This window comes from Lysinibacillus sp. LK3, from assembly GCF_001043675.1.
Lineage (GTDB): Bacteria > Bacillota > Bacilli > Bacillales_A > Planococcaceae > Lysinibacillus > Lysinibacillus capsici.
Genome location: NZ_LDUJ01000020.1, coordinates 42,048 through 63,650, shown reverse-complemented (window position 1 = coordinate 63,650; position 21,603 = coordinate 42,048). Strand labels below are relative to the sequence as shown.

33 protein-coding genes are annotated in these 21,603 nt (G+C 39.2%); 17 read left to right on the top strand and 16 right to left on the bottom strand.

Going from position 1 to position 21,603, the window contains the following annotated elements; genetic code table 11:
* The first annotated feature begins 41 nt into the window (after positions 1-41).
* Positions 42-599, top strand: coding sequence for an isochorismatase family protein (locus tag VK91_RS14850; protein ID WP_048393872.1), 558 nt, complete (start codon positions 42-44; stop codon positions 597-599).
* Between the two features lie 18 nt (positions 600-617).
* Here VK91_RS14850 and VK91_RS22930 read toward each other — a convergent pair whose 3' ends face one another.
* Positions 618-776 (bottom strand): hypothetical protein, encoded by a 159-nt coding sequence (locus tag VK91_RS22930; protein WP_197078729.1) that lies wholly within the window; start codon positions 774-776, stop codon positions 618-620.
* 644 nt (positions 777-1,420) lie between these two features.
* On the opposite strand from VK91_RS22930, the gene VK91_RS14840 reads away from it, so the two are divergent.
* The gene (locus tag VK91_RS14840; protein WP_048393870.1) at positions 1,421-2,302 is read left to right on the top strand and encodes an AraC family transcriptional regulator; all 882 of its coding nucleotides are present in this window, start codon (positions 1,421-1,423) and stop codon (positions 2,300-2,302) included.
* A gap of 12 nt (positions 2,303-2,314) precedes the next feature.
* On the opposite strand, the gene csaA is transcribed toward VK91_RS14840, so the two are convergent.
* The 3 genes from csaA to VK91_RS14825 all read right to left on the bottom strand — a co-directional run bounded on the left by csaA (position 2,315) and on the right by VK91_RS14825 (position 3,332).
* Positions 2,315-2,647: a chaperone CsaA gene (gene csaA / locus VK91_RS14835; RefSeq protein ID WP_004228641.1), complete on the bottom strand. Its 333-nt coding sequence runs from the start codon at positions 2,645-2,647 to the stop codon at positions 2,315-2,317.
* A gap of 89 nt (positions 2,648-2,736) precedes the next feature.
* Positions 2,737-2,913 (bottom strand): hypothetical protein, encoded by a 177-nt coding sequence (locus tag VK91_RS14830; RefSeq protein WP_004228639.1) that lies wholly within the window; start codon positions 2,911-2,913, stop codon positions 2,737-2,739.
* A gap of 77 nt (positions 2,914-2,990) precedes the next feature.
* The gene (locus tag VK91_RS14825; protein WP_048393867.1) at positions 2,991-3,332 is read right to left on the bottom strand and encodes a hypothetical protein; all 342 of its coding nucleotides are present in this window, start codon (positions 3,330-3,332) and stop codon (positions 2,991-2,993) included.
* A 116-nt stretch (positions 3,333-3,448) separates the two neighbouring features.
* On the opposite strand from VK91_RS14825, the gene VK91_RS14820 reads away from it, so the two are divergent.
* The 3 genes from VK91_RS14820 (at position 3,449) to VK91_RS14810 (ending at position 5,357) form a co-directional block, all read left to right on the top strand.
* Complete coding sequence (locus VK91_RS14820) at positions 3,449-3,733, top strand: DUF5316 domain-containing protein (protein WP_048393866.1); 285 nt, start codon at positions 3,449-3,451, stop codon at positions 3,731-3,733.
* 789 nt (positions 3,734-4,522) lie between these two features.
* Positions 4,523-4,831, top strand: coding sequence for a hypothetical protein (locus VK91_RS14815; RefSeq protein ID WP_004228634.1), 309 nt, complete (start codon positions 4,523-4,525; stop codon positions 4,829-4,831).
* Positions 4,832-4,937: 106 nt separating this feature from the next.
* Complete coding sequence (locus VK91_RS14810; RefSeq protein WP_048393864.1) at positions 4,938-5,357, top strand: hypothetical protein; 420 nt, start codon at positions 4,938-4,940, stop codon at positions 5,355-5,357.
* Between the two features lie 38 nt (positions 5,358-5,395).
* On the opposite strand, the gene VK91_RS14805 is transcribed toward VK91_RS14810, so the two are convergent.
* Complete coding sequence (locus tag VK91_RS14805; RefSeq protein ID WP_048393862.1) at positions 5,396-5,779, bottom strand: VOC family protein; 384 nt, start codon at positions 5,777-5,779, stop codon at positions 5,396-5,398.
* 161 nt (positions 5,780-5,940) lie between these two features.
* Here VK91_RS14805 and VK91_RS14800 point away from each other — a divergent pair, with 161 nt between their 5' ends.
* Positions 5,941-6,753: a DnaD domain protein gene (locus VK91_RS14800; RefSeq protein ID WP_048393860.1), complete on the top strand. Its 813-nt coding sequence runs from the start codon at positions 5,941-5,943 to the stop codon at positions 6,751-6,753.
* Here the strand turns inward: VK91_RS14800 and VK91_RS14795 are convergent.
* A complete protein-coding gene (locus VK91_RS14795) occupies positions 6,739-7,659 on the bottom strand; it encodes a phosphotransferase family protein (protein ID WP_048393858.1) in 921 nt (306 codons plus the stop codon). The two genes, VK91_RS14800 and VK91_RS14795, sit on opposite strands and share 15 nt — an antisense overlap.
* Positions 7,660-8,028: 369 nt before the next feature.
* On the opposite strand from VK91_RS14795, the gene VK91_RS14790 reads away from it, so the two are divergent.
* Both VK91_RS14790 and VK91_RS14785 read left to right on the top strand, forming a co-directional pair.
* A complete protein-coding gene (locus VK91_RS14790) occupies positions 8,029-8,805 on the top strand; it encodes an N-acetylmuramoyl-L-alanine amidase (RefSeq protein ID WP_048393857.1) in 777 nt (258 codons plus the stop codon).
* Positions 8,806-8,911: 106 nt separating this feature from the next.
* Complete coding sequence (locus VK91_RS14785; protein ID WP_048393855.1) at positions 8,912-9,196, top strand: hypothetical protein; 285 nt, start codon at positions 8,912-8,914, stop codon at positions 9,194-9,196.
* 44 nt (positions 9,197-9,240) lie between these two features.
* Here VK91_RS14785 and VK91_RS14780 read toward each other — a convergent pair whose 3' ends face one another.
* From VK91_RS14780 to VK91_RS14765, 4 genes are all read right to left on the bottom strand, one after another.
* Complete coding sequence (locus VK91_RS14780) at positions 9,241-9,849, bottom strand: copper amine oxidase N-terminal domain-containing protein (protein ID WP_048393853.1); 609 nt, start codon at positions 9,847-9,849, stop codon at positions 9,241-9,243.
* Between the two features lie 130 nt (positions 9,850-9,979).
* On the bottom strand, positions 9,980-10,471 hold the full coding sequence (locus VK91_RS14775) for a DUF2975 domain-containing protein (RefSeq protein ID WP_048393850.1): 492 nt from the start codon (positions 10,469-10,471) through the stop codon (positions 9,980-9,982).
* A 141-nt stretch (positions 10,472-10,612) separates the two neighbouring features.
* Complete coding sequence (locus VK91_RS14770; protein ID WP_048393848.1) at positions 10,613-11,320, bottom strand: DNA alkylation repair protein; 708 nt, start codon at positions 11,318-11,320, stop codon at positions 10,613-10,615.
* Between the two features lie 165 nt (positions 11,321-11,485).
* Positions 11,486-12,106: a hypothetical protein gene (locus VK91_RS14765; protein ID WP_048393846.1), complete on the bottom strand. Its 621-nt coding sequence runs from the start codon at positions 12,104-12,106 to the stop codon at positions 11,486-11,488.
* A 226-nt stretch (positions 12,107-12,332) separates the two neighbouring features.
* On the opposite strand from VK91_RS14765, the gene VK91_RS14760 reads away from it, so the two are divergent.
* The 7 genes from VK91_RS14760 (at position 12,333) to VK91_RS14735 (ending at position 16,268) form a co-directional block, all read left to right on the top strand.
* Complete coding sequence (locus VK91_RS14760; RefSeq protein WP_048393844.1) at positions 12,333-12,722, top strand: KGG domain-containing protein; 390 nt, start codon at positions 12,333-12,335, stop codon at positions 12,720-12,722.
* Positions 12,723-12,901: 179 nt separating this feature from the next.
* Positions 12,902-13,456, top strand: coding sequence for a hypothetical protein (locus VK91_RS14755; RefSeq protein WP_048393842.1), 555 nt, complete (start codon positions 12,902-12,904; stop codon positions 13,454-13,456).
* A 71-nt stretch (positions 13,457-13,527) separates the two neighbouring features.
* Positions 13,528-13,710: a hypothetical protein gene (locus tag VK91_RS22925; RefSeq protein WP_227744851.1), complete on the top strand. Its 183-nt coding sequence runs from the start codon at positions 13,528-13,530 to the stop codon at positions 13,708-13,710.
* A gap of 126 nt (positions 13,711-13,836) precedes the next feature.
* The gene (locus VK91_RS22525) at positions 13,837-14,055 is read left to right on the top strand and encodes a hypothetical protein (RefSeq protein ID WP_082148156.1); all 219 of its coding nucleotides are present in this window, start codon (positions 13,837-13,839) and stop codon (positions 14,053-14,055) included.
* Between the two features lie 281 nt (positions 14,056-14,336).
* Positions 14,337-15,374 carry a low specificity L-threonine aldolase gene (locus tag VK91_RS14745; RefSeq protein WP_048393840.1) on the top strand — a complete coding sequence of 346 codons (1,038 nt, stop codon included), beginning with the start codon at positions 14,337-14,339 and terminating at the stop codon, positions 15,372-15,374.
* Between the two features lie 94 nt (positions 15,375-15,468).
* The gene (locus VK91_RS14740) at positions 15,469-16,020 is read left to right on the top strand and encodes a DUF1697 domain-containing protein (protein ID WP_048393839.1); all 552 of its coding nucleotides are present in this window, start codon (positions 15,469-15,471) and stop codon (positions 16,018-16,020) included.
* A 35-nt stretch (positions 16,021-16,055) separates the two neighbouring features.
* Positions 16,056-16,268: a hypothetical protein gene (locus VK91_RS14735; RefSeq protein WP_048393837.1), complete on the top strand. Its 213-nt coding sequence runs from the start codon at positions 16,056-16,058 to the stop codon at positions 16,266-16,268.
* Between the two features lie 44 nt (positions 16,269-16,312).
* On the opposite strand, the gene VK91_RS14730 is transcribed toward VK91_RS14735, so the two are convergent.
* Positions 16,313-16,504 carry a hypothetical protein gene (locus VK91_RS14730; RefSeq protein ID WP_048393836.1) on the bottom strand — a complete coding sequence of 64 codons (192 nt, stop codon included), beginning with the start codon at positions 16,502-16,504 and terminating at the stop codon, positions 16,313-16,315.
* A gap of 130 nt (positions 16,505-16,634) precedes the next feature.
* Positions 16,635-17,195 (bottom strand): hypothetical protein, encoded by a 561-nt coding sequence (locus VK91_RS14725; RefSeq protein ID WP_053075723.1) that lies wholly within the window; start codon positions 17,193-17,195, stop codon positions 16,635-16,637.
* Positions 17,196-17,361: 166 nt separating this feature from the next.
* On the opposite strand from VK91_RS14725, the gene VK91_RS14720 reads away from it, so the two are divergent.
* Positions 17,362-18,162 (top strand): SDR family NAD(P)-dependent oxidoreductase, encoded by an 801-nt coding sequence (locus VK91_RS14720; RefSeq protein WP_048393834.1) that lies wholly within the window; start codon positions 17,362-17,364, stop codon positions 18,160-18,162.
* A gap of 62 nt (positions 18,163-18,224) precedes the next feature.
* On the opposite strand, the gene VK91_RS14715 is transcribed toward VK91_RS14720, so the two are convergent.
* A complete protein-coding gene (locus tag VK91_RS14715; protein WP_048393832.1) occupies positions 18,225-18,728 on the bottom strand; it encodes a DinB family protein in 504 nt (167 codons plus the stop codon).
* Between the two features lie 349 nt (positions 18,729-19,077).
* Positions 19,078-19,950 (bottom strand): DMT family transporter, encoded by an 873-nt coding sequence (locus VK91_RS14710; RefSeq protein WP_048393830.1) that lies wholly within the window; start codon positions 19,948-19,950, stop codon positions 19,078-19,080.
* 213 nt (positions 19,951-20,163) lie between these two features.
* On the opposite strand from VK91_RS14710, the gene VK91_RS14705 reads away from it, so the two are divergent.
* Positions 20,164-20,580: a GNAT family N-acetyltransferase gene (locus VK91_RS14705; RefSeq protein ID WP_048393829.1), complete on the top strand. Its 417-nt coding sequence runs from the start codon at positions 20,164-20,166 to the stop codon at positions 20,578-20,580.
* 36 nt (positions 20,581-20,616) lie between these two features.
* Here the strand turns inward: VK91_RS14705 and VK91_RS14700 are convergent, their stop codons facing one another.
* Entirely contained in the window at positions 20,617-21,087 is a 471-nt protein-coding gene (locus VK91_RS14700; protein WP_048393827.1) for a hypothetical protein, read from the bottom strand.
* Between the two features lie 51 nt (positions 21,088-21,138).
* Positions 21,139-21,588: a DinB family protein gene (locus tag VK91_RS14695; protein WP_082148155.1), complete on the bottom strand. Its 450-nt coding sequence runs from the start codon at positions 21,586-21,588 to the stop codon at positions 21,139-21,141.
* Positions 21,589-21,603: the final 15 nt, after the last annotated feature.

The window sequence follows — 21,603 nt, the reverse complement described above, 5'->3', positions numbered from 1 at the left end:
ATGGTAAAATATTGTTAGCAAACGATAAGGGAGAGATGCTTTTGAAGCAAGCACTAGTGGTCATTGATGCACAGCAAGAATTAATCGAGGGAAATCAGGATGAACAAGCCGTCTATCGCAAGGATGAATTGCTTAAAACAATCAATGCCGTTATTCAAAAAGCTATTGAGGCAGAGGCATATATTATCTTTGTACGTGATCAGGATGTAGCGGGTGGAGAAGGGGAAGGCTTTCAAGTACATCAAGCGATCCAAGTACCTACTACCGCTGTTTATTTTGATAAACTGGCTACAAACGCTTTTTATAGGACGGGATTACTCGATTACTTACAGGCCAATGAGGTAGAGCATTTGGTGATGATGGGCTGCAAAACCGAGCATTGCGTGGATACAGCAGTTAGAGCAGCAACTATACAGGGCTTTGATGTCACTTTAGTGGGAGATGGCCATTCAACAAATGGTTCCGACTACTTATCACCAGAAGATACGGTTGCACACCATAACGACATCCTACATGGCCATTATAATGTGGATCATTTCTCACTTGTACGAAACGCCGACGAAGCATTATTTGAACCCACACATAATAGTTATCGCTAATTGTAAAATGACCAAGAATCAAGGTTCTTGGTCATTTTTACATGGTGCTTGATAATCTTTTTTAAGTACAATCCCCATACAGATAGCCATGAGCCCACAAAAAGCTTGGAATAGGAGAAGGGCTACTACCACATTGACCCAACCGATGATTAAAAGTAATCGCTTACTATTCACCATTTATTGTTCTCCTTCATCATTTCTATGTAAATAAAGTACCGTACAGAACACGCCTAGTAGTAGGATTGAAAAAATAATAGACATTATCGCTTGATAGACAATGGCAGTTATAGCCAAAAACAGTAAAATAATCAGTATGATGAGACGTAGTAGGAATTTTGTTTTTTTACGAATGGCGAAAAAATCCTGTAGAATAATGAGTAAAAAGCTCACCCCAAATAGGAGAGCATATTCAAAAATGATTAGAGGATGCGCATTCGGTACATCCCCATCATGAAAGTATTTTAAAATAATTATAGGAATGAGTATGTATTTTAAATACTTGTACCACTGAAAAGACGATCCATGTTGCTGCCTCCAGCTCAATAGACTATTTTTACAAATATTGTAACGGAAATTATGATCCGACACAATGATCTTTTATTTTCATAGGGCCACTGTGCGAGCAGTGACCCTAAGTATCAAGTCAGGAGGTGTAAGGCTAAAATTAGCTTTACACTATTATATGTATGTGAAAGTAGCTTCAAAAGCTAGTTATCTGCCTGCTCGATAGATTATTTTTTGGAAGGCGACTAAATGGGGCACCAATTGTCGGATGAAGGGCTACTATTCCTGCTAAAGTAAAGATAAGGAAGGTGATAGAAGTGGATTCTTTAACAAGGTTGAATAAGGCGATTACGTATATCGAGGCCAATCTAACAGAGGAAATTGATGTGCAAGAAGCTGCGAGATTAGCTTATTGCTCGGAATACCATTTTAAACGTATGTTTTCCTTTCTAGCAGGCATCTCGCTATCAGAGTATATTCGTCGTAGGCGTCTGACGCTTGCCGCACTGGAACTATCAGATTCATCTATGAGAATTCTCGATATCGCGATTCGTTATGGCTATCGCTCTGCAGATGCATTTACAAGAGCCTTTCAGCAAATGCATGGCATCACACCATCGGAGGCGAGGCAAAATGGTCAGCACCTAAAAGCGTTTCCACGAATGACCTTCCAACTTACCATACAAGGAGGTTGTGAAATGAATTACCGACTCGAACAAAAAGAAGCGTTTCACATCGTGGGTCTTATGAAAAGAGTACCTATCGTCTTTCAAGGAGAAAATCAAGCGATAACTGAAATGGCACGTGCATTAACAATGGAGGATATTGGGCAACTAAAAAAGCTGTCGAATCTAGAACCAACAGGAATCATCCAAGCCTCCACAAACTTTTCTGAGGGCAGAATGGAGGAAAAGGGCGAGCTTGATCATTATATCGGCGTAGCCACAACCGAAACGTCTCACCATTTTTCACAGTTGGATGTACCCGCTTGTACGTGGGCTGTCTTTGAAGCGGTTGGACCATTCCCACAAACACTGCAGGAAACATGGGGGCGCATTTATGCGGAGTGGTTCCCATCATCTGGCTATGAACAGGTTGCTGGTCCAGAAATCGTGCGCCATACAAGCACGGATTTTTCCTCACCAACCTTTACAAGTGAAATCTGGATACCACTTCAGAAAAAGAAGCCTCTTGCATAATGCGAGAGGCTTTTACTGTATTTTCGTTCCATTGGGCAGCTGCTGATCGGGCGTTAACAGGATTACATCTCCCTCCACAGGTACACCACCAATGACTAATACCTCTGACTTAAAACCCGCAACGCGACGTGGCGGGAAATTAACAATGGCCACTACTTGCTTCCCAATAATGACTTCGGGTGTATAACGCTTCGTAATTTGTGCGGAAGACTGTTTAATGCCCAATTCTTCACCAAAATCAATTTTCATTTTAATCGCAGGAACCCGAGCCTTTGGCAGTTCCTCAGCCTCTAATACCGTGCCGATTCGTATATCAAGTGCTATAAAATCTTCTATTGTCGCCATCACTGTACTCCTTAAGCTTTTATGACAATGTTAGCATTTAATAGAAAAAAATACAAAAAAAGAAGAGCACATTGCGTGCCCTTCTCTCGTTAACGACGATGCTCTACCAGGTCAATTGCACCTAACACAATGTGTGCTAAGCCAAAGCCAAAAATCGTATTGGCCACCATTTTGTTAGAGCCATGTTTTTGCTTCATTGCATAGCCTGCCGCCGTAACAGCTGACCCGAGTATAGTGGGGATTAAACCTTCACGAATTCCATTCATAAATTGATCCCTCCGTCGTATGATTCGGCGTGAGTTTCACACCATACTTACTATGAACGTTTGGCGCGGATACTATACTAGACATCTACCGTATCAATCATGAAAGCAGTGATCTCCGTTTGATCTGCATTTGTATAGGCCTTGCAAAAAAGAACCACAGCACTTTCTTCATCATCAAACCATAAATAGCGAATTTCTGTTGTAAAACAACTTTGGTCGTTCATTTCATACACATCAATAGCTAAGGAAGTTTCATCCAGCGGCCATGTTAAGGTACCTTGCAAGGCGAAAACCTCCTGCAGAAATATAGCAGTATCCTCTGTTAATATCTTCTCCTGTTGAAGTTTCTCATATCTATTATGTACTAAATCATCTAAGGTCATTTTCGTTAATGCTCTTATTTTGTCTTTCATTTGCATAGCCTCCCTCCTTATAGTTATTTTACTGGAAAAGGAAAAATTTTGTATAGGTAAATAGGGATTTATTGAAACGAAAAAGAGCGGTTAGCCGTATAATAAACGAAGGGGGGCTGAAAATGAAGTATATAGGCATTGGCACCATCTTGTCCATTCTAGGTGTTATATGCTCCATTCTCATATGGGGTACAGAGAAAGCCCATTTGCTTTCAGGGCTACTCGGTGGAATTTTCATCGTTTCTGCCATGTTATTGTCAGGAGCCATCGCAAGCGGAGATAGAATGCGCGCCAATTTCGCAACAGAAACCAATGAAGACAGAAACGAACGCAATCTTCTCATGAATAATGCGTTACTATTAGCAATACCAAACATTATCGTAGCAATCTTTGTGTATTATCTATGAAGCTAATTGCAGCCATCAATTAAGAATAAGCTTGGTATTCAGCACATTTAGCATTCTATCCACCGATTTGAATGAGCAATTCAATCTAAGCGATTCTATCGATCAAAATGAGCATTGTATCCGTCAAATTAGACAGTATATCCCTCACATTTAGAATTCTATCCACCGAATTGCATGAGCAATCCAATCTAAGCATTTCTATCCATCAAAATAAGCACTGTATCCGCCAGATTAGACATTATATCCCTCACATTTAGCATTCTATCCACCGAATTGCATGAGCAATCCATTCTAAGCATTTCTATCCATCAAAATGAGCATGGTATCCGTCAGATTAGCCATTGTATCCGTCACATTTAGCATTCTATCCACCGATTTGCATGAGCAATCCAATCTAAGGATTTCTATCCATCAAAATAAGCATTGTATCCGCCAAATTAGACAGTATATCCGTCACATTTAGCATTCTATCCACCGAATCGCATGAGCAATCCAATCTAAGCATTTCTATCCATCAAAATAAGCATTGTATCCGCCAGATTAGACATTGTATCCGTCACATTTAGAATTCAATCCACCGATTTGAAATGAGCAATCCATTCTAAGCGATTCTATCCATCAAAATGAGCATGGTATCCGTCAGATTAGACATTGTATCCGTCACATTTAGAATTCTATCCACCAATCATTACATATAAAAATCATAAAAAGTGTCACATCTACCCTAGGTGTGGCTTTTTTTGTTGCATTTAATAGAGAGGAGTACATTTGCAATAGAGAGGTGGTACTATGCAATTAACAGATGGTACACAGATATTTGACACGGACATCATTGATGAGGCTGCTAAAAAGAGGGAGCGTGATGAGCAGGAGCGGGAGATGCTCAACGCCTTTGCCCGCTATGCATACCTACGATATAAGCAAATACGAGACAAAGTAAATCCGCGAAAATGCAAATATATGTATATTCATCAGGTACGTCAGCAATTAGCATTACCAGCTAGACTACAACGTGTTTGCAAGCTGCTAACGATGACGGAAGAGGAAGTTCTCTACATTGTTGAATTTGTGCGGAAGTATTTGAAATACGTTAAATAAGCCTCATCTACAAAGATGGGGTTTTTTTACATAATTTCTAGGGAGAATTGTTTTTCAACAACCGCTCCATATAGTATGATGAACGTGTATAAAGGAGTGAGCGTAGTTGAGATTGATTAAATTTCTAGTGGTAATTGCTATATTTGTTGGTGTAGTGGGGTATGGTGTACTACATTTCGGCACAAAATTTGCCTCTGAAAAAATTGTAGATACCTTGTCGACAGAATTAGAAAATAGCGGACAAAAGGAAGAAATCAAAAATACCATTGAAAATGACCCACAATTAAAAGCCTATATGGAAGAGGCGAAAACGGTCGATAGCAGTACATTGCCGTTTACGACAAAAGAAGAGGCAACGAAAGTCTTAATTCAAAAAGTGGGCATTACCGATTTGAACGACATGCGTGTAAAATTGCAGGACGGCTCGATGACGCAGGAAGAAGCTCTACAAATGGTGGAAGGCAAATTATCCGATGAAGAGATTGCAGCTTTAAAAGTCATTGTCTATAAAGAGCTTTATGAATAACAAACAGCAGAAGCAATTGTTTGCTTCTGCTGTTTGCATTACCCATTACAGATCATGATTATATTTCCATCTAAATCTTGAATGTTGAAGTAAGCAAAGTCATCAAAACGTTCTATAGGCCGAACAATCGGAATGCCCTTGTCTTTCATAGACTGATAGGCATCGTCAATATTGTTTGTGTAGAAATTAAACAACACATGCTTGGACGGCTGTAATTGAAAGCCAGGATCAAATGTGTGATCGTCTAAGGTAATTCCCGTCTCAGAGGAAATGGGTAAATTGTAGACAGGCGAAACTACCTTCTCTTCACAAAAGGGCAGACCAAGAAGTTGGCTATACCATTCTGCTGAATGACGTAAATCTCGGACATGAATAAAAACATTATTCACCTTCTTGGTTAGAGGGGACGTTACAAAATTCATTCTTTCTACCACCTTTCGCTTGTTTTTATAGGAATTCGCTAAAAAAATTTTTTCACCTGCTTAAAAGAGCATGCTTCATGGTATGTTCTTTTTTTATGTCCCATTTTAAAAAATTTTCTTTATATAGTTAGAAAGGACATTAGAAGGAAAGAGGGATCGTCATGATTTATCGAGTAGCCAAAAAGGAGAATTATGTGGTTTTGGATAAAGCATTTTTAAATGATGAGCAATTAAGCTGGAAAGCAAAGGGTCTGCTTGCCTATATGCTGTCTTTGCCAGATGATTGGTCATTTAGTCTTGCAGATTTAGCAATACGTAGTAAATGTGGGCGGGAAGCGACTGCCAAAATTTTGGACGAACTCATAGAGGCGGGCTATCTTCAAAAAGTACAGGAACGAGGAAAAGACGGCAAGTTCGGTAGGGTAGAATTTTTCGTCTATGAAGCATCAAAACGTGCTGCTATACCGTCAACGGGAAATTCGTCAACGGTCGTACCATCAACGGAAAAGCCCACACTACTAAATAATAATTTACTAAATAATCAATTACTAAAAGATAAAGATGATAAGGAGTCTACTAACACTGCCTACCACTTTTATGTGCAACAAGGCTTTGGCAAACAAACAGCCTATATTGCTAGTAAAATTCGTCACTGGCTCACTATTTTTTCAGAGGACATGGTCATCTATGCGATGAAGCTAGCGGTGGAGCATAATGTTTTACGCTGGCGGTATGTAGAGAGCATCTTACAAAATTGGTGCCATCAGAACATAAAGAGTCTTGCAGATATTGCTATCGACCAGCAGCGTTTTCAAGCCCACAAGCAGCAAGTGTCATCACATTCTAAAGCTAGACGACGGGAAATCATTCCGCAGTGGTTTCAGCAGCGTGGTGATCAGGAACAAGAATTTCAGCCAACAATTGATTTTGCAGCAGAACGACAAAAAATTTTAGCCCTCTTACGGAGTGAATAAATTCTCCGCATACCATAAAGGCTTAATCGATGAAAAGTTATCATGATCCTGTAAAATCATGTGAATTCTTTCCAACGCATCGTCAAAGGAGCGTGGGTCATAGTGACGAGTCCAAACAATGGTTGAAAAGACCGTCATGGCTGCATAGAGGGCATATAACCGCCAAAACATATCGTCTGGTGAAGATGAAAAATAGCCATCAATCTGCCCAATACAATAGGGGATACTTTGTCGTCTACTAAACAAGGCAAGATTATAAAAGTCATGATAAGGATCGCCCACCTCATAGCCATTAAAATCTATCACCCCATTGTAAGTATGTCCTTTACAAATAATGTGACCGAGATGAAAATCATCATGAAGCAGGGTGATGGGGCGTTGCTTTAACAGTGGTAAGTGCGTTTCAATAAAGCGCAATAGTTTAGCCTCTTGTGGAAGTTGATAGGCATCTTGTTGGTATGCCTTCAAATAGGTAGAAAACTTTTTGAGCTGTGTTGTCTCCCAATGAATTATTTGCGGAGGGCTCACTTGATGTATTTTTCTTAATTCTTTCCCCGCCGCAAGCCCAAGGTGGAATTGCTCAGAGTCAGAAAGTTCCTGAATAATTTCATCTGCTGGTGTTTCTTCTAAAAAGCTAACGACCATTGCGGATATATTGGCTTCCTGAAACAAGGTATAGTCAACGGCTTTATGTGTTCTTACACCCTGCTTTGCTAACTCTTGGAGCAAGGAAAACTCTACTGCACGTTTGTCATGATGTGCTAGATCTGACAAGCGCACCAAATAGCGCGTTTCACCAACTGTTACCAGATACTTGCTATCAGGTGAATAGCCTTTGTTAATTTTCACTAGCTGTGTAAAGCCGTGTAAGCTTGGTAATTGACGAATAATCTCTACTGCCTGCACACTTTCTTTCCTCGCTTTCAATATTTTAGAAGAACTAAAATACTACAGAAAACAATACTTTGTCAATGCTTGGAAGCGAGAAAAGAGGTTATAAAATCATAATGAAAAAATAGTAAAAGAGCACAACTAACTAGAAAACACTTTTGTGCGCGCATTTACTAATAGTAAGTGGATGTCCTTGTGACATTCACACTTCATAGCTTCGAGGAAAGAGAGGTGAAACGATCGCAGTAGCCTTAAGCGCGAAAAGAAGCTAATAAGCCTCAAAAGGAACCTCTAATTATCTGTTGTTTACCCTAAAAAACCCAAAAAGAAGAAAAGAATAACATAGCGTCAGTCGCTAAAAATAATAGGAAAGGACGGTGCAACATGAGTTATGTTATTGAAAAACAGATGATGTCAGGGCTACCGAATCAAGCGCTAACGGCAGTCAAATACGTTGTGGCGCATGAATCAGGTAATGGCAGCAATACAGGTCCAAATGCATTGGAAAACGAAATTGCCTATATGAATCGAAATAAAGCCAATGCCTTTGTTTCTCACTGGGTAGGCGGTGGTGGAAGAATCGTACAAGTAGCCCCAGTCAATCGCGTGCAATATGGCTGTGGACCAAAGGGAAATCCGTATAGCTATGCCCAGGTGGAATTGGCACGGACTGCTGATAAGGAACAATTTAAAAAGGACTATGCGGCTTATATTTGGCTGTTACGTAAGCTTGCGATAGAGGCAGGGATTCCCACTGTTTTAGATGGTAGCGGCAACGGCATTAAGTCACATCGATGGATTGCGGAAAATCTAGGAGGCACTACGCACAAAGATCCTTTTGACTATTTAAAAAGTATGGGGATTACAGAAGCACAATTCCAGCAAGATATTAAAAATGGGCTTGAGGAGGGATTAACAGTGTCACAATATAATGAGCTAAAACAAGAAATAGAGACGTTGAAAAGCTTACTAGCTGAAAAAGCTAGTTTACAAACAAGCAGAGAAGTGGGGGCAGCCCATAAAGAGGCTTGGGAGTGGGCTATTAGCGAAGGCATTATCCGAGGCGATGGAAGTAAGAACATGAATCCAGCAGGCGCCTTAACAAGAGAGCAAATGGCGACCATGCTGAAACGCTATTACGACAAATTTATAGCCAACTAATTGTGCAGGATAAAGCTCCTATGTCATCACGAGCTTTATCCTTTTTCATTGAATAAAGGTTTTTTTAAAATTTTGTCGAATGTAGTAGAAGAGAGGAGGGGTTTTGATGTTAACCAAAATAAGAAAAGTAAAATTTGAACAAGAAAGAAAAAATCCATTATACCAAGTGGTGATGGAATGTCCCGATGGTAAGCAACTCTATGTAAAATTTGATTATACGTATAAAACAAAAAATTTCTGGCCATTAGAAGTGAATTATAATAAAAAGAACTATGGTGCAAAGCTAGCATGGTATACAAATGAAGTCGAGAATATGACAGTGGCTTTATTTCTAGAAACGATTGCTGGTAAAATCAACAAGAAGTATGATTTTAACTTTAAGAAACAATAAAAAAAGCAGCACCTTGTAGGAGCATACTGCTTAAGACTTGTCCATTATTTAGTTGAGATATAAACAACAAGTGCTGCCTCATCAAATGTTACATTTGCGCCAAGTGCTTGACTGACAAAGCGTAAAGGCACCATTGTTGTACCTTGATATATTTCAGCAGGATGGCTGAGTGTGATTGTTGATGCAGAACCATTTGTATCAACATAAGCCGTTTTATTCCCCACACCAATCACAATTTTTTTACTGTCCTTTGTTGCCGTTACTTTTTTTGTTGCATTATCATAGCTAACCGTTGCCCCAAGAGATTCAAAGATTGCCTTCATTGGCACTAAGGTTGTGCCATTTTTCATATAAGCGCTAGGCGTATAATTTTGCTTCACGTCATTTAAATAGACAGCAACCTTCGTTAATACAGGTGCTACAGTTGCTTTAGGTGTTGGCGCAGAATAACTTTGACCGCCTGAAGAAGACCCTGCATCATTGCCACCATTGCCATTATGATAATGATAGCCAGAACAAAGACCTTTAGCCTTTGATTTGTCAGAACAGTTGTGACCGCCATTGCTATCTAAACGCCCTGGATGTGCGCTCGCAATAGAGGCTGTGGTGAAAAATAATGTAAGCATCGCCATCAACAAAACCAATTTCTTCATATAAATCCTCCAATTCTCAAAATATGTAATTATTATACTATTGAAAAGAGAATTTTGATATGTTTTTATAGGAAATTAGTTTTAACCCATTAAAAGGCACTACCAGTCAAGATTGGTAGTGTTCATTTTGTTATACGGTTAATTGATTTTCGTTTTGGAGATCAATGGCTTTTTGGAGCAGTCGATGCAGAACGGCTGCAAAGGTTGCAATCGTACTGGTTACAAAGATGCTGATAAGTGTCAGCGTAATAATTCCTGTAATATCTTCCTTGCCAGTAAACATTATCATAATTGATGCAATACCTAGCGCAAGGCCGGCTACAATAGTGAGAGCACAATTTTTGATCGTTCTCAAAGCCCGTACAGATGATTTGGAGAACGTTTTATGCTGGGCGATGTTCGTTAAGAGGCGATAGGCCTGATACAACGCCGTGTAATAGGGAATGCATAGTGCATACACATAGAGTAAAAAAAGATAAGACAAATAGGAGGATTCGGGATGTGCCGCTGCATCTCTACTGGCTATCCCAGGTAGCCAAAATAGTCCTAAAGCTAATACAGGGATACCTAGCAGCATAATCACACTCTTTAGGAAAATGGTTGACCCCTTTTTATGTTTCATACAAAACACCTCACTGGTAATGATATATTGATTTTAAAATAAAATTTATCGTTTTTCAATAAAAATATATTACTATTCATTGATTTTTTTCGTTTTAAAGACATCCATCCTTATAGGATAGATGCCTTTTAAGTGGGATGATTAACATCTTACATATTTACGTTTAAAGCCAATTCTGCCTCGCTCTATTTCCTTTTGAATTGTTTCATAAGCATTTAGCTGTGTGCTTTTCTTGTTGTCTCGCTTCATTTCTACAGGACCAATCGCCTGTGCGGTTGCTACTGCTTGTTCGTGGAGCGGCACATAGGAAATAGCCACTGTATATAAAAAATTATTCATGGCCGATTTTGTACGTTCGGGTACGTCGTGGATGGAATTTTTCACGACTTCCAGCATGTTAGCCAGCTTGCTCTCGGAAAATTCGCTATCCTTGCGATTCCCTAATAGCCAGCAATAGCAGCTCCAGCCCGCAGACATTTTCAGTTCCTCACCACTGGCAATCCACGCATCCGCCACCTCCTGAGCAATCGGTGCCTCTGCTAAAGTAACCGCTACTACATAATCCGACAGCATATAAAAATAAGCTGCCTCCATCCATCGATTAAAATCTTCCACAGTCATGGCTTTTGGATCTGCTATGATGCCAGCAAAGTACATCGCATCATAGTTGCCAGTAGCATAAAGCTCTTCTGCTAGAGCCTGATCGATTTTAATTTTCTTCGCAATAGGCTTCATGGCACCTGTTGCCACACCAAATAACGGCTCATGGGCGCCATTTGACATATACATTTTTTTCGTCCGTTCCTTGCCAAGAGCCTCTAGCTCCTGCATCACCAATTCAGCATTCATAATAGCACTTCCTTTTTTTCTGTTTTCTAGATTATTTTTATTATCTTATAAAGAATGTCTTTTTGTAATGGATTAAAAGCATATCATATTAGAATATAAAATATCATATCTGAATATATTTTTGTCAGTCATTTTATATTGAAGGAAGTACCTATTTCCAATTAGCTAGAGCCTATTCCAAATAAACATAAATTGAGCTGCATCCGATTCGAGGGCAATTTGATGATAGTTTGTTGAATCATCATCTGTAATCAAGCGACCTTTTTGCACGTTTAAAATGGCATGTTTAACAGAGTCGGGATGTTCAATCGCATAGTGGGAGTCTTTTAGAAGAGTGAGGGCAGATCGACATTTATGTTTATCGATGCGCTCATTTTTTCCTTTAAAATACAGCTTAATTAAATAGGGCACATCGTCAATAATTAAACCGAGCTCAGGATTGGAACGCACAATTAAATCGTCACAATACCAATTCGCCTTACCTGGTTCAAACCACTGTACATTTTTATTCTTTAAGAATTTTATATAGGCTTTGACGGCTTCTTGGTAATTTTTCTGGCGTGCAGGAAGAGCATTATCCACGATGTCGAGTAAATAGGTATCATTAAAACGATGTTCATGGTATTTTTTTAATCCATCACGCAAGGCTTTCCAATAATCTTTTATTGGATGGTACTCTCCCTGATATTTTATATCCTTCACAAACTTTGTCTTTGCTGCACTTCCCTTCATTGTGAAGTCTGTAAATTGTGTTAAACCAATAGATGGCTTTGTGAGCGTCGTCATTTTTCCATCACCCTTCTTTCATCCTCGATGACATACTATAGATTAGTATTATATTGGAAAGGGTACATGTATATGATTGATGGGCTTGTTAACAATCAGCTCCTAACAGTGTTCTATTACAATAAGAAAATCAATTTTTTAAAAAAATATGTTTAGATGTGTTTTGACTGGGAATATAAATAGCGAGCTAGTAAAAAGCTCAAAAAAATATTTAGGAGGAATAGAAATGGCTAACAAGCAAAACAATCGCAACAGAAACAACAATGAAAACATGACTGTCGAAGAAGCGGGACGTAAAGGCGGAGAAGCTACCTCCAGAAATCATGACCGTGATTTTTATGAAGAAATTGGACGTAAAGGCGGAGAGGCTACGTCTAAAAATCATGGACATGAATTTTATCAAGAAATTGGTCGCAAAGGTGGAGAAGCTACGGCTGAAAACCACGGCGAAGAATTTTATGAAGAAATTGGCCGCAAAGGCGGAGAAGCTACCTCTGAAAAGCACGACGACGATTTTTATGAAGAAATAGGACGTAAAGGTGGAGAAGCACGCAATAAACAGCGTAGTAACAACTCCAACAGCAATCAAAATCGTCGAAATAACAATAATAACTAATCACTTTTAAATAGCTTGAAACCCTTCACACACAGGGCGTTTGTAGTTTTAAACTACAGGCGCCTTTTTTGTTGTTAAGTTCCTCTCAATCCACAGGATAAATTTGTTGAATTTCTCCTAATTGTAGTATATATTTAATCCGCTTCTATTTGTTTTTAGAGGAAATGAGGATAGAGAGAATGACACAACTTATAGATAAAGAACTATTTCAGGTAATTCAATCCGTCGTGCAGGCTGTGAACATGACGGTCAAGATAAAACAAGATGATTCAGGTATTAATATGAGCTATAACTTTATTGGGGATTCTGTAGGATTTGATGCGAAACGATTAGTAGAGGCAAGAAATGAACTAATGCTTCCAACTTCTCTTGAAATTTATGTCAAAACAATGACCCTTCATGAGCTAGGTCATGCAGTGGATCGACAAGCATTACAGGCGTCACTTCCACGTACAATTGAAATCTTTACGATGAAAAAGCAACATGCCTTAAAAGAAATATATCGTCAGGAACAACTACTAGCCATGCTGATTGAAGAACATGAAATGAATATTCAATTTGAGCAAACGGCTTGGGAAAATGCATGGATGCTTAACCATACACATCACTTAGTTCCTGAAAAGGACTTTGACTATATCAAACAGCATAGCCTAGCGACCTATCAGCGTTTATATGAGCAAGATTTACAAGCTTATCACCATCTTTTGAACCAGCAGATGGTGCAATTAGTTTAGCTAGAAATAATCATTTCATACCGTCGCGGGAATAGATCAAACCAAATAGGGCAATGTAATACTACTTGGAGGTGATCATTTTGACAAAGGGCAAGCAATATAAACGTCAGTCAGAGTTGGCGGAATTAGCGACAGATTTAAGTCCAGATGATTTAGATGTGCGCGAAGAAAATGCTTTAACACAAGAGCAAAAGAAAAATTCGAGCGAAGGAAATCGTTCAAAAAAATCTGCCACACGCAAATCGCAATCATAACGTAAACACCACAATCATTTCCGATTGTGGTGTTATTTTATCTATTGCCACTTTTACATAGAACTGTACTACCGAGCATTGATTTAATGTTACAATTTATAGAATGAATGAAAGGAGCTGGAATAAATGATTTTATTTATCGTATTTGTTGGAGTTGTCGTTGTCATAGGCATCGTCAGTAATGCAAATAAAAATCACAGCAAATCAAATGAGCACAATCACCATATCCATTCCACTAACGAATTTTCAACAAATGATGCATATCTTTCCTCCCAGGACAGCCAACAGTGTGCTGATTCTAGTGCTGCTACGAGTGACTCATCCTGTGGCTCCGGCGGGGAATGAAGGTGGCCCATTCGAAATTATGGAGATATTGCTAGTAAATCGGCTTACGAGAATTCAAAGTAATCGAACTAAGAGCAAATTTTTTATAACGTGATAAAAAGCGGAGGAGGTCTGTTTTGCACCGATCTCTTCCGAAGTACATATGTAAAATTTCATCACCTCACCACTAGTAACTATTGTTACTAGAGAAGTTGTGAACTGTTCTTTAAGATATAGCGAAAATGAAGCAACAGGCGTAAGATAGAGGAATAGATAGAGAGAATTTGGAGGTAGTAGTTGATATGATTCGATTCGAAAATGATTATGCAGAAGGTGCCCATCCACAAATTTTGCAGCGGTTAGTGGCTACAAATGAAGAACAATCTCCAGGGTATGGTATGGATGAGCATTCCGAAAAAGCAAGAGCCTATATAAAAAAAGCGATTGCAGCGGAGCAGGCAGACATTCACTTTTTAGTTGGTGGTACACAAACGAATACAACCGTGATAGCATCTATTTTGCGTCCTCATCAGGGTGTCATTGCTGCGAGTACAGGGCATATTGCGGTGCATGAAACAGGAGCTATTGAGGCAACGGGTCATAAGGTACTGACATTACCTAGCGATGATGGCAAACTAACTGCGGCACAGGTGAAAGCCTGCTATGATGCGCACTGGCTGGATAGCACTCATGAGCATATGGTGCAGCCAGGCTTAGTGTACATATCACACCCTACAGAAAATGGCACGACTTATAGTAAGGCAGAATTAACAGCCTTACGTGAAGTTTGCCGAGACTGTGACTTACCACTGTTTATAGATGGTGCTCGTTTAGGCTATGGTCTAGTGGCACAAGACAGTGATTTATCTCTCGCTGACATGGCTCAGCTTTGTGATGTATTTTATATTGGTGGTACTAAAATGGGTGCATTGTTTGGAGAAGCAGTCATCATCGTGAATCCTGCGTACCAAAAGGATTTCCGCTACATGATTAAGCAAAGAGGAGGGCTACTTGCCAAAGGTCGATTATTAGGCATTCAGTTCGAAACGCTATTTGAAGATACGCTCTATATGGATATTTCGCATCATGCGGTAGATATGGCAATGCTTATACGACAGGCATTTCTCGATAAAGGCTTCGCAATGCGCTATGATTCAAAAACAAATCAGCAATTTCCAATTTTACCAAACCATCTACTTCCAACGTTAGAAGAAAAATATTCCTTCTCTATTTGGGAAGCATACGATGATACCCATACGGTTGTGCGCTTTTGCACAAGCTGGGCTACGACCAAAGAAAATGTGGATCGTTTAATAGACGACATCTACCGTTTAATATAATCAATCAAGCTGCACCTTCCGTCAAAGGGTGCAGTTTTTTCCTATTATTCCCTAACTCTTGCTATACTATAGATAACAGGAAAGGTGGAAGCGAATGACTAAATACGTAGCACTTTTAAGAGGTATTAATGTAGGTGGGCACAATAAATTAAAAATGGCCGAATTGAGAGACGCGCTGCAACCACTGGGGCTCCAAAACATTCGGACATATATTCAAAGTGGCAATATCCTGTTTGAATCGAGTGAATCAGAAGAATTTTTGCAACAGCAAATTCAAGAGACCATCCAAAGTACCTTCACTATCACGAGTACAGTAATTATCCGTACAGCTGAAGAATTCCGCTCTATTGTGAACAATTGTCCTTTCTCAGAACAAGACTTAGCAGATGCAAGTGCTACAGCTACAGGGGAAAGTCTCCATGTTGCACTACTTTCAACAGTTCCAACTGAAGAGAACGGAGCTAAGTTATTACAATATGTAAGTGAAAAAGAGCGCTGCATTATCAAGGGGAGAGATGTCTATCTGTTATTTCACGATAGCATTCGCAATGCCAAGCTTAGTCAACAACTGCCTAAGCTAGAGGTGCCCGCTACAGCTCGCAATTGGAAAACGATGATGAAGCTTGCGACAATGGTTGGTGAGTAGGGAAACTCATCTTTTCTATAAGGAGGCGTGTTTGGATGCGACGGGATCAAGTAGGTTATTTTATTTATCCTTTTTTGTACTTCATTGTTAGAACAATGAATCAATGGAGGAAGCATGAACCGATTGCATGGGGAGAAAATGTGACGATGATGGTCATCACAATGGTCATCATCTATTTCTTTGTTTGGATGTGGAATTGGTCCAAAAAGCCGTATCAATGGAGAAAGAAGAATAATAAAGAAACATAAAGCAAGAGAGCAAATTTCATTATTGAAATGATGCTCTCTTTTTTTTACTTAAACTTTTCAGGTTTTGTGGCTTTAATAGAGGCAATTTCTCCACATTGGGTACAGACAGTGAAAATAAGGGGTGAACCTGAGGAAAAGATGGTATTCACGGGTCTTAAAGCAGCATAACCATCTAATTTCCCTTCAGAAAAAGATTGACTGCCACAGGCTTTACAACTATATGTATTTGTTTCCATATTCTCACCTCGTAATGTAAGTTTAAGGAAATTATAGCATAGAAAAAACTACAGCGATATGCATCACTGTAGCTCAGAATTGGTTGATACCCCTTGAGGTTTTCTAAAGTATTATAGCATAACAACTTATTCATTGTATAGATGAAGGAAAATATATAAATGTTGCGACTTCATTTGACTTTATCGAATTGGCTATTTGAACGAATAGATTGGGTGTTTCCTGATTCGTGCTATCTTTATAAATGCCAAGAAGATATTGTAAATTGCGTTCCTCAAAGACAAAGAAGTTAAAAAGCAGGTGCTCAAAATAAATTCCCTGACTACCATCTTGCAGTGTATACGCTTTTCCTGAAAAGCTCACTTTTGGTTGAATAGGTCGAATATCAATTTTAAAAATATGCTGTTTCATTTCGTTATGAACATAGAGAATGTTAAGTGAATCATTCATGCCATATAGAGGATCTTTGTAAAATCGACCAAACTTATGTGTGATGGAAAACGGGGGTAAAACAGTTGGGAGTTTGACCTTACTATAATGCTGTTCAAATTCCTTCACAGCCGCTTCTACTGATTGATAGCCTGCTTCATCAAATTTTTCCTCAAAAGTGGGCGGCAGAGGATGCGCACTTGCATGTTCAATGGTTTGGTTAATTAAAAAAATACATAGTGAAAAAGTAATTTTCTTTAGCATTGCTTGCACGTCCTTATTTAAATAGCACTTTATATATAAGTATTTCGATTCAGGATGTAAATATACGAAGGATATTAGTTTAAAAATAAATAGTTTAATGTTAAACTATTTTACGTCAGGAGAGCTGATTTGCTCTTTTTCGTGTAATTTGAAGGAGGAATTGAAGATGAATCGAGTAAAAAATAAAGTGGCATTAGTGACAGGTGGAGCTTCTGGTATTGGTTTATCAGCAGCTAGCTTGTTAGCAAAAGAGGGCGCAAAAGTAGTCATTGCTGATTTTAATGTAGAGGGTGCTAAAGAAGCAGCAGCAACTTTAGTCAATAATGGGTATGAGGCAGCAGCCGTTTTCCTTGATGCAGGGGATGCTTCCTCCATTGAAGCGGCCGTGAACTTCACTGTAGAACGATACGGCTCATTAACGGTGCTCTTTAATAATGTTGGTCTAACTAACCTGAAGAAAGATTTAGATATATTAAATATTGATTTAGATGAGTGGGACCGCTTAGTCAATGTGAATTTAAAATCCATATTACTAGGAAGTCGTTTTGCCATTCCACATATGCAAAAAGCGGGCGGGGGCTCAATTATTAATACGGCTTCTATGGCTGCATTCGCCAGTGACCAAATACGTACAGCCTATGGGGCAACAAAAGCAGGTGTGGTGAATATGACGAGAAACATTGCCACACAATTTGGGAAGGATCATATCCGTTGTAATGCGGTTGCACCAGGTCTTATATTAACACCTGCCGCGAAAAACAATATGCCAGAAGAAATGCTGGCCATTTATGCGAAATTTAATGCGCTACCATATCATGGAGAAGCGGATGATATTGGTCATGCAGTTGTATTTTTAGCCTCTGATGAATCAAAATTTATGACGGGCCAAACATTGCAAATTGAAGGCGGACATTACCTCGCTAACCCAACCATCGCTGATACTAATAACTGGCTAGCATCTTTATAGTTAATAAATAAAAGAGGTTGTCTTAAAATAGACAACCTCTTTATTATTTGGCACAAGCTTAGCTACATTTGAGGAGCTTCCAACCCAAACTGAGCCCATTCCTCTTTCGCTGGACCATAAATACCTGGAACAGTTAAACCAGCCTGACGCATCAGAACCGTCATTTGACCGCGATGATGACTTTGATGCTGTAGTAAAAATAATAACAGGGAACCATTGGGCATTTGTTGACCAATAAATTCAATCGTTTCAGTCATTGTCTTGTCAGTCCATTGCGATTGTATCGCTTCCACAAAGGCTTCACTCGCTTGGTGATAGCCATCTGCAATGAACTGAGCAGAAGTAGGAACTGGAAAATCCTTTGCTGGGGCTTCAAACGCTAAATTCGAATTCGAGGTAATAATTCGAATTGCAGTAACCGTGTGCCAAGCAACCCGTCCTAAAGTCCAGTTTTCGGGAGTGATTGCCTGATGTAGCGATTCATCTGTAAGGTGATTAAGTAATTTTTGCGTAGCAGCGGCTTCAAATGCCCAAGACTGTAAAAAATGATCGATTGTTTGAAACATGAAATCCCTCCAAAAATAGCCTATGATGTCTTATTTTCCTATGCTCCTAAAAGAAAAGCAAGATAAAGCACTGCATAAAGGGGAAGGGCAATAGAGAGCAGGATGTACATGCTCCATTCACCAATCGATAATTTTCGTTGCCACCTCGTTAATTTTAGCTGTCGACAATAGATCATACTAGCAAGTAAAAAAATTAATAAAGTAAAATCCTTTAAGTTATCTAAAAAGATGTTCAGAATATCAACTCCTTTAGGCATTTGCAATATATGTGTCAACAAGACGTTCAATGACCATAAGCTGAGCCAACATAAAAAGTGCGTCTCTATCTAACATAGAAACGCACTTCGATTTATTCGTCTCGAATGACAATAAAAACGCCACTAAAAATTAATAGGGAGCCTATCCAAAAGGAAAGCCCAATCGTCTCTCCCAATAAGAGCCAGCCTAAAAATGTGCCAACAATTGGTTGAAAAAAGAAAAATAAGCCGCCACTAGACGCATTCATTAGTTGAAGCCCTTTATTCCACAATAAAAAACCACCAGCTGTTGAGATAATGCCTAAGTAAAGCAAGCCCCCTGAAATGGTCGGTTGTAAAACACTTGCCAGATCTAAATTCTTTAGCCTTGGAAGGACAAAAGGGGTCAATAACATCACGGCAATCATAGATGTATAGGTTGTGACAACAATTTGTGAGTAATGGCTTGGTACCTTTTTGACGAATACCGACATCAATGCCCACGTTAAGGCAGCAAGCAGTAAATAGAGTCCACCTAATTGCTGTGCCACATCGATTTGACCATTGCCTACAACGATCCCGACACCAATCGTGGCAAGAATGATAGAGAAGCATTTTTTCAGCGTAATGCTTTCTTTTAAAATCAAACGGGCGAAGACAACCATAAAAGCAGGGGTTGTAGCAGTAATAATTGCCCCCATCTGCGCGGTGGATAGCATTGTGCCCATTTCCTGTGTCACAATTGAAATCGTGTTCCCAATAAGGCCAACAAGAAAAATGATCAGCCAATCTTTTTTAGCTATTTTCCAGGATTGCCTCATCATGATCCCAATGATCCCGAGTGCAATCACCGCGATCAAATAGCGCATCCAAACAAGCTCTAATGGTGGCACAACCTCCACCACTACTTTAACAACTACATACATGGCACCCCAAATACTCGCAGCAAGCGATAAACAGATGGCACCGATTATTAGATTTCTCATGTTTTTTTCCTCCGTTTTCATAGATACCTATGCCCTTAACGGAGAAAAAGCGCTTCTACCGTTAAGGAAGAAGAAGTGCTGGTACGTCCTGTTCAAATAATGGAGCAAACATCATAATAATCCCACCATCCTCAAGTCATTTTTTATTAGTATAATAGAATACACATCGTTTTCATAGGGAGATTTCATGAAAGCAAAAAGAGGGGGATGTAAATGGTAATACTTCAATACGAGATGGAAGAGAAGGATTTGCCAACCATAAAGGAGGTCTATCAATCTGTAGGGTGGATGAAACATGATGAACAGATTATCAAACAAGTTTTCGATGCAAGCACACATCAAGTTTTCGCCGTGGTTGATGGAAAAATAGTGGGCTTTGCTAGAGCTTTGTCAGATGGCGTATTCAATGCCGCCATTTACGATGTGGTTGTGCATCAAGCCTATCAAGGCACAGGGATTGCTCGTTTACTTCTGGAGGATATGATCGCACAGTTAAGGGAGGTATCCTGCATTCAGTTAATCGCCACAACAGGGAATGAACCGTTTTATGCAAAAATGGGCTTTAGAAAATTGAAAACGGGTATGGCCATCTATAAAAATCAGCAACTAGCTCAAGAATATCTGGATTAAAGGAAATGGTCGGAAACCCACAAATGGTTTCCGACCTTACAAGTTTATTTCATTATAATTAGACTGGATGAAATAGCTGTTAGTGGATACCTGCTTATAGTGCCCTACATTCCACTCATTCAAGTTGATTAAATCCTTAAGGAATTTGGGGACAGGGCAATTCCAATCTACATTTGCTATTGTTAGTGGGAAATTATCCTCAGCCGGATTAGGTGTATGGATATTAACTGAATCCAAACCAGCATCCTCCTCTACAAACTCCATCCATATTTGATAAGGTTTTCCGAATGTCGAGAGCCTTTCTGATAAGCGGTTATATAGGGCTATATGTGCTTTGATGTGCTCTCTTCTTATCTTTAAACCATCATTGCCGTACCCGTAAAAATCAAGGTGAGTGTGCCACAAATTAAACCAACCTTCTTCGTCAAAGTCTACAATAGATAGCTCTGTGGTTGTTTGTCGCCATAAGTTACGGAAATAACGCCTTTTCCCACGAAATTTTTTCAAATTACTGTTCCTCCATTTAAAAAGCTGTTCCTTTCATTGCGTTGCCTTTTATTAAAATAAAGGCTTTGGCAATCCACTAAGATGCGCGATAACAGAGATTTGCCCAACATGGTAAGCTTCATGTGAGTAAACATGATGAAACAACCAGTTAAGTGTAGGGACGGAAGGTGGCGTCCAACCATCGGAAAACTTCGGCACCTCGACTATTTCATTGAGCTGCGATTCGTCTAATGTATGTAGAATGTCATCCGTATAATTTCTAATTTGAATATAGCTATCTAGTATTTCCTTAGGCGAACAATCATCGTGAAGGTTTAATATACAAGGATTTTTAAGTCCAATTTCATTCACCCAATAGTCTTCGCTACTTGATAAATGAGAAATAATCCATGCTACATTATTTGGATAAAACTCAGATGTCTTAAACCAAAACGTCTCATCAAGTGTGCTTAGGTAAGGTATTAACGTTTTCCTAAGATCATTACGATATGGAAATAGCACATCTATACATCCTTT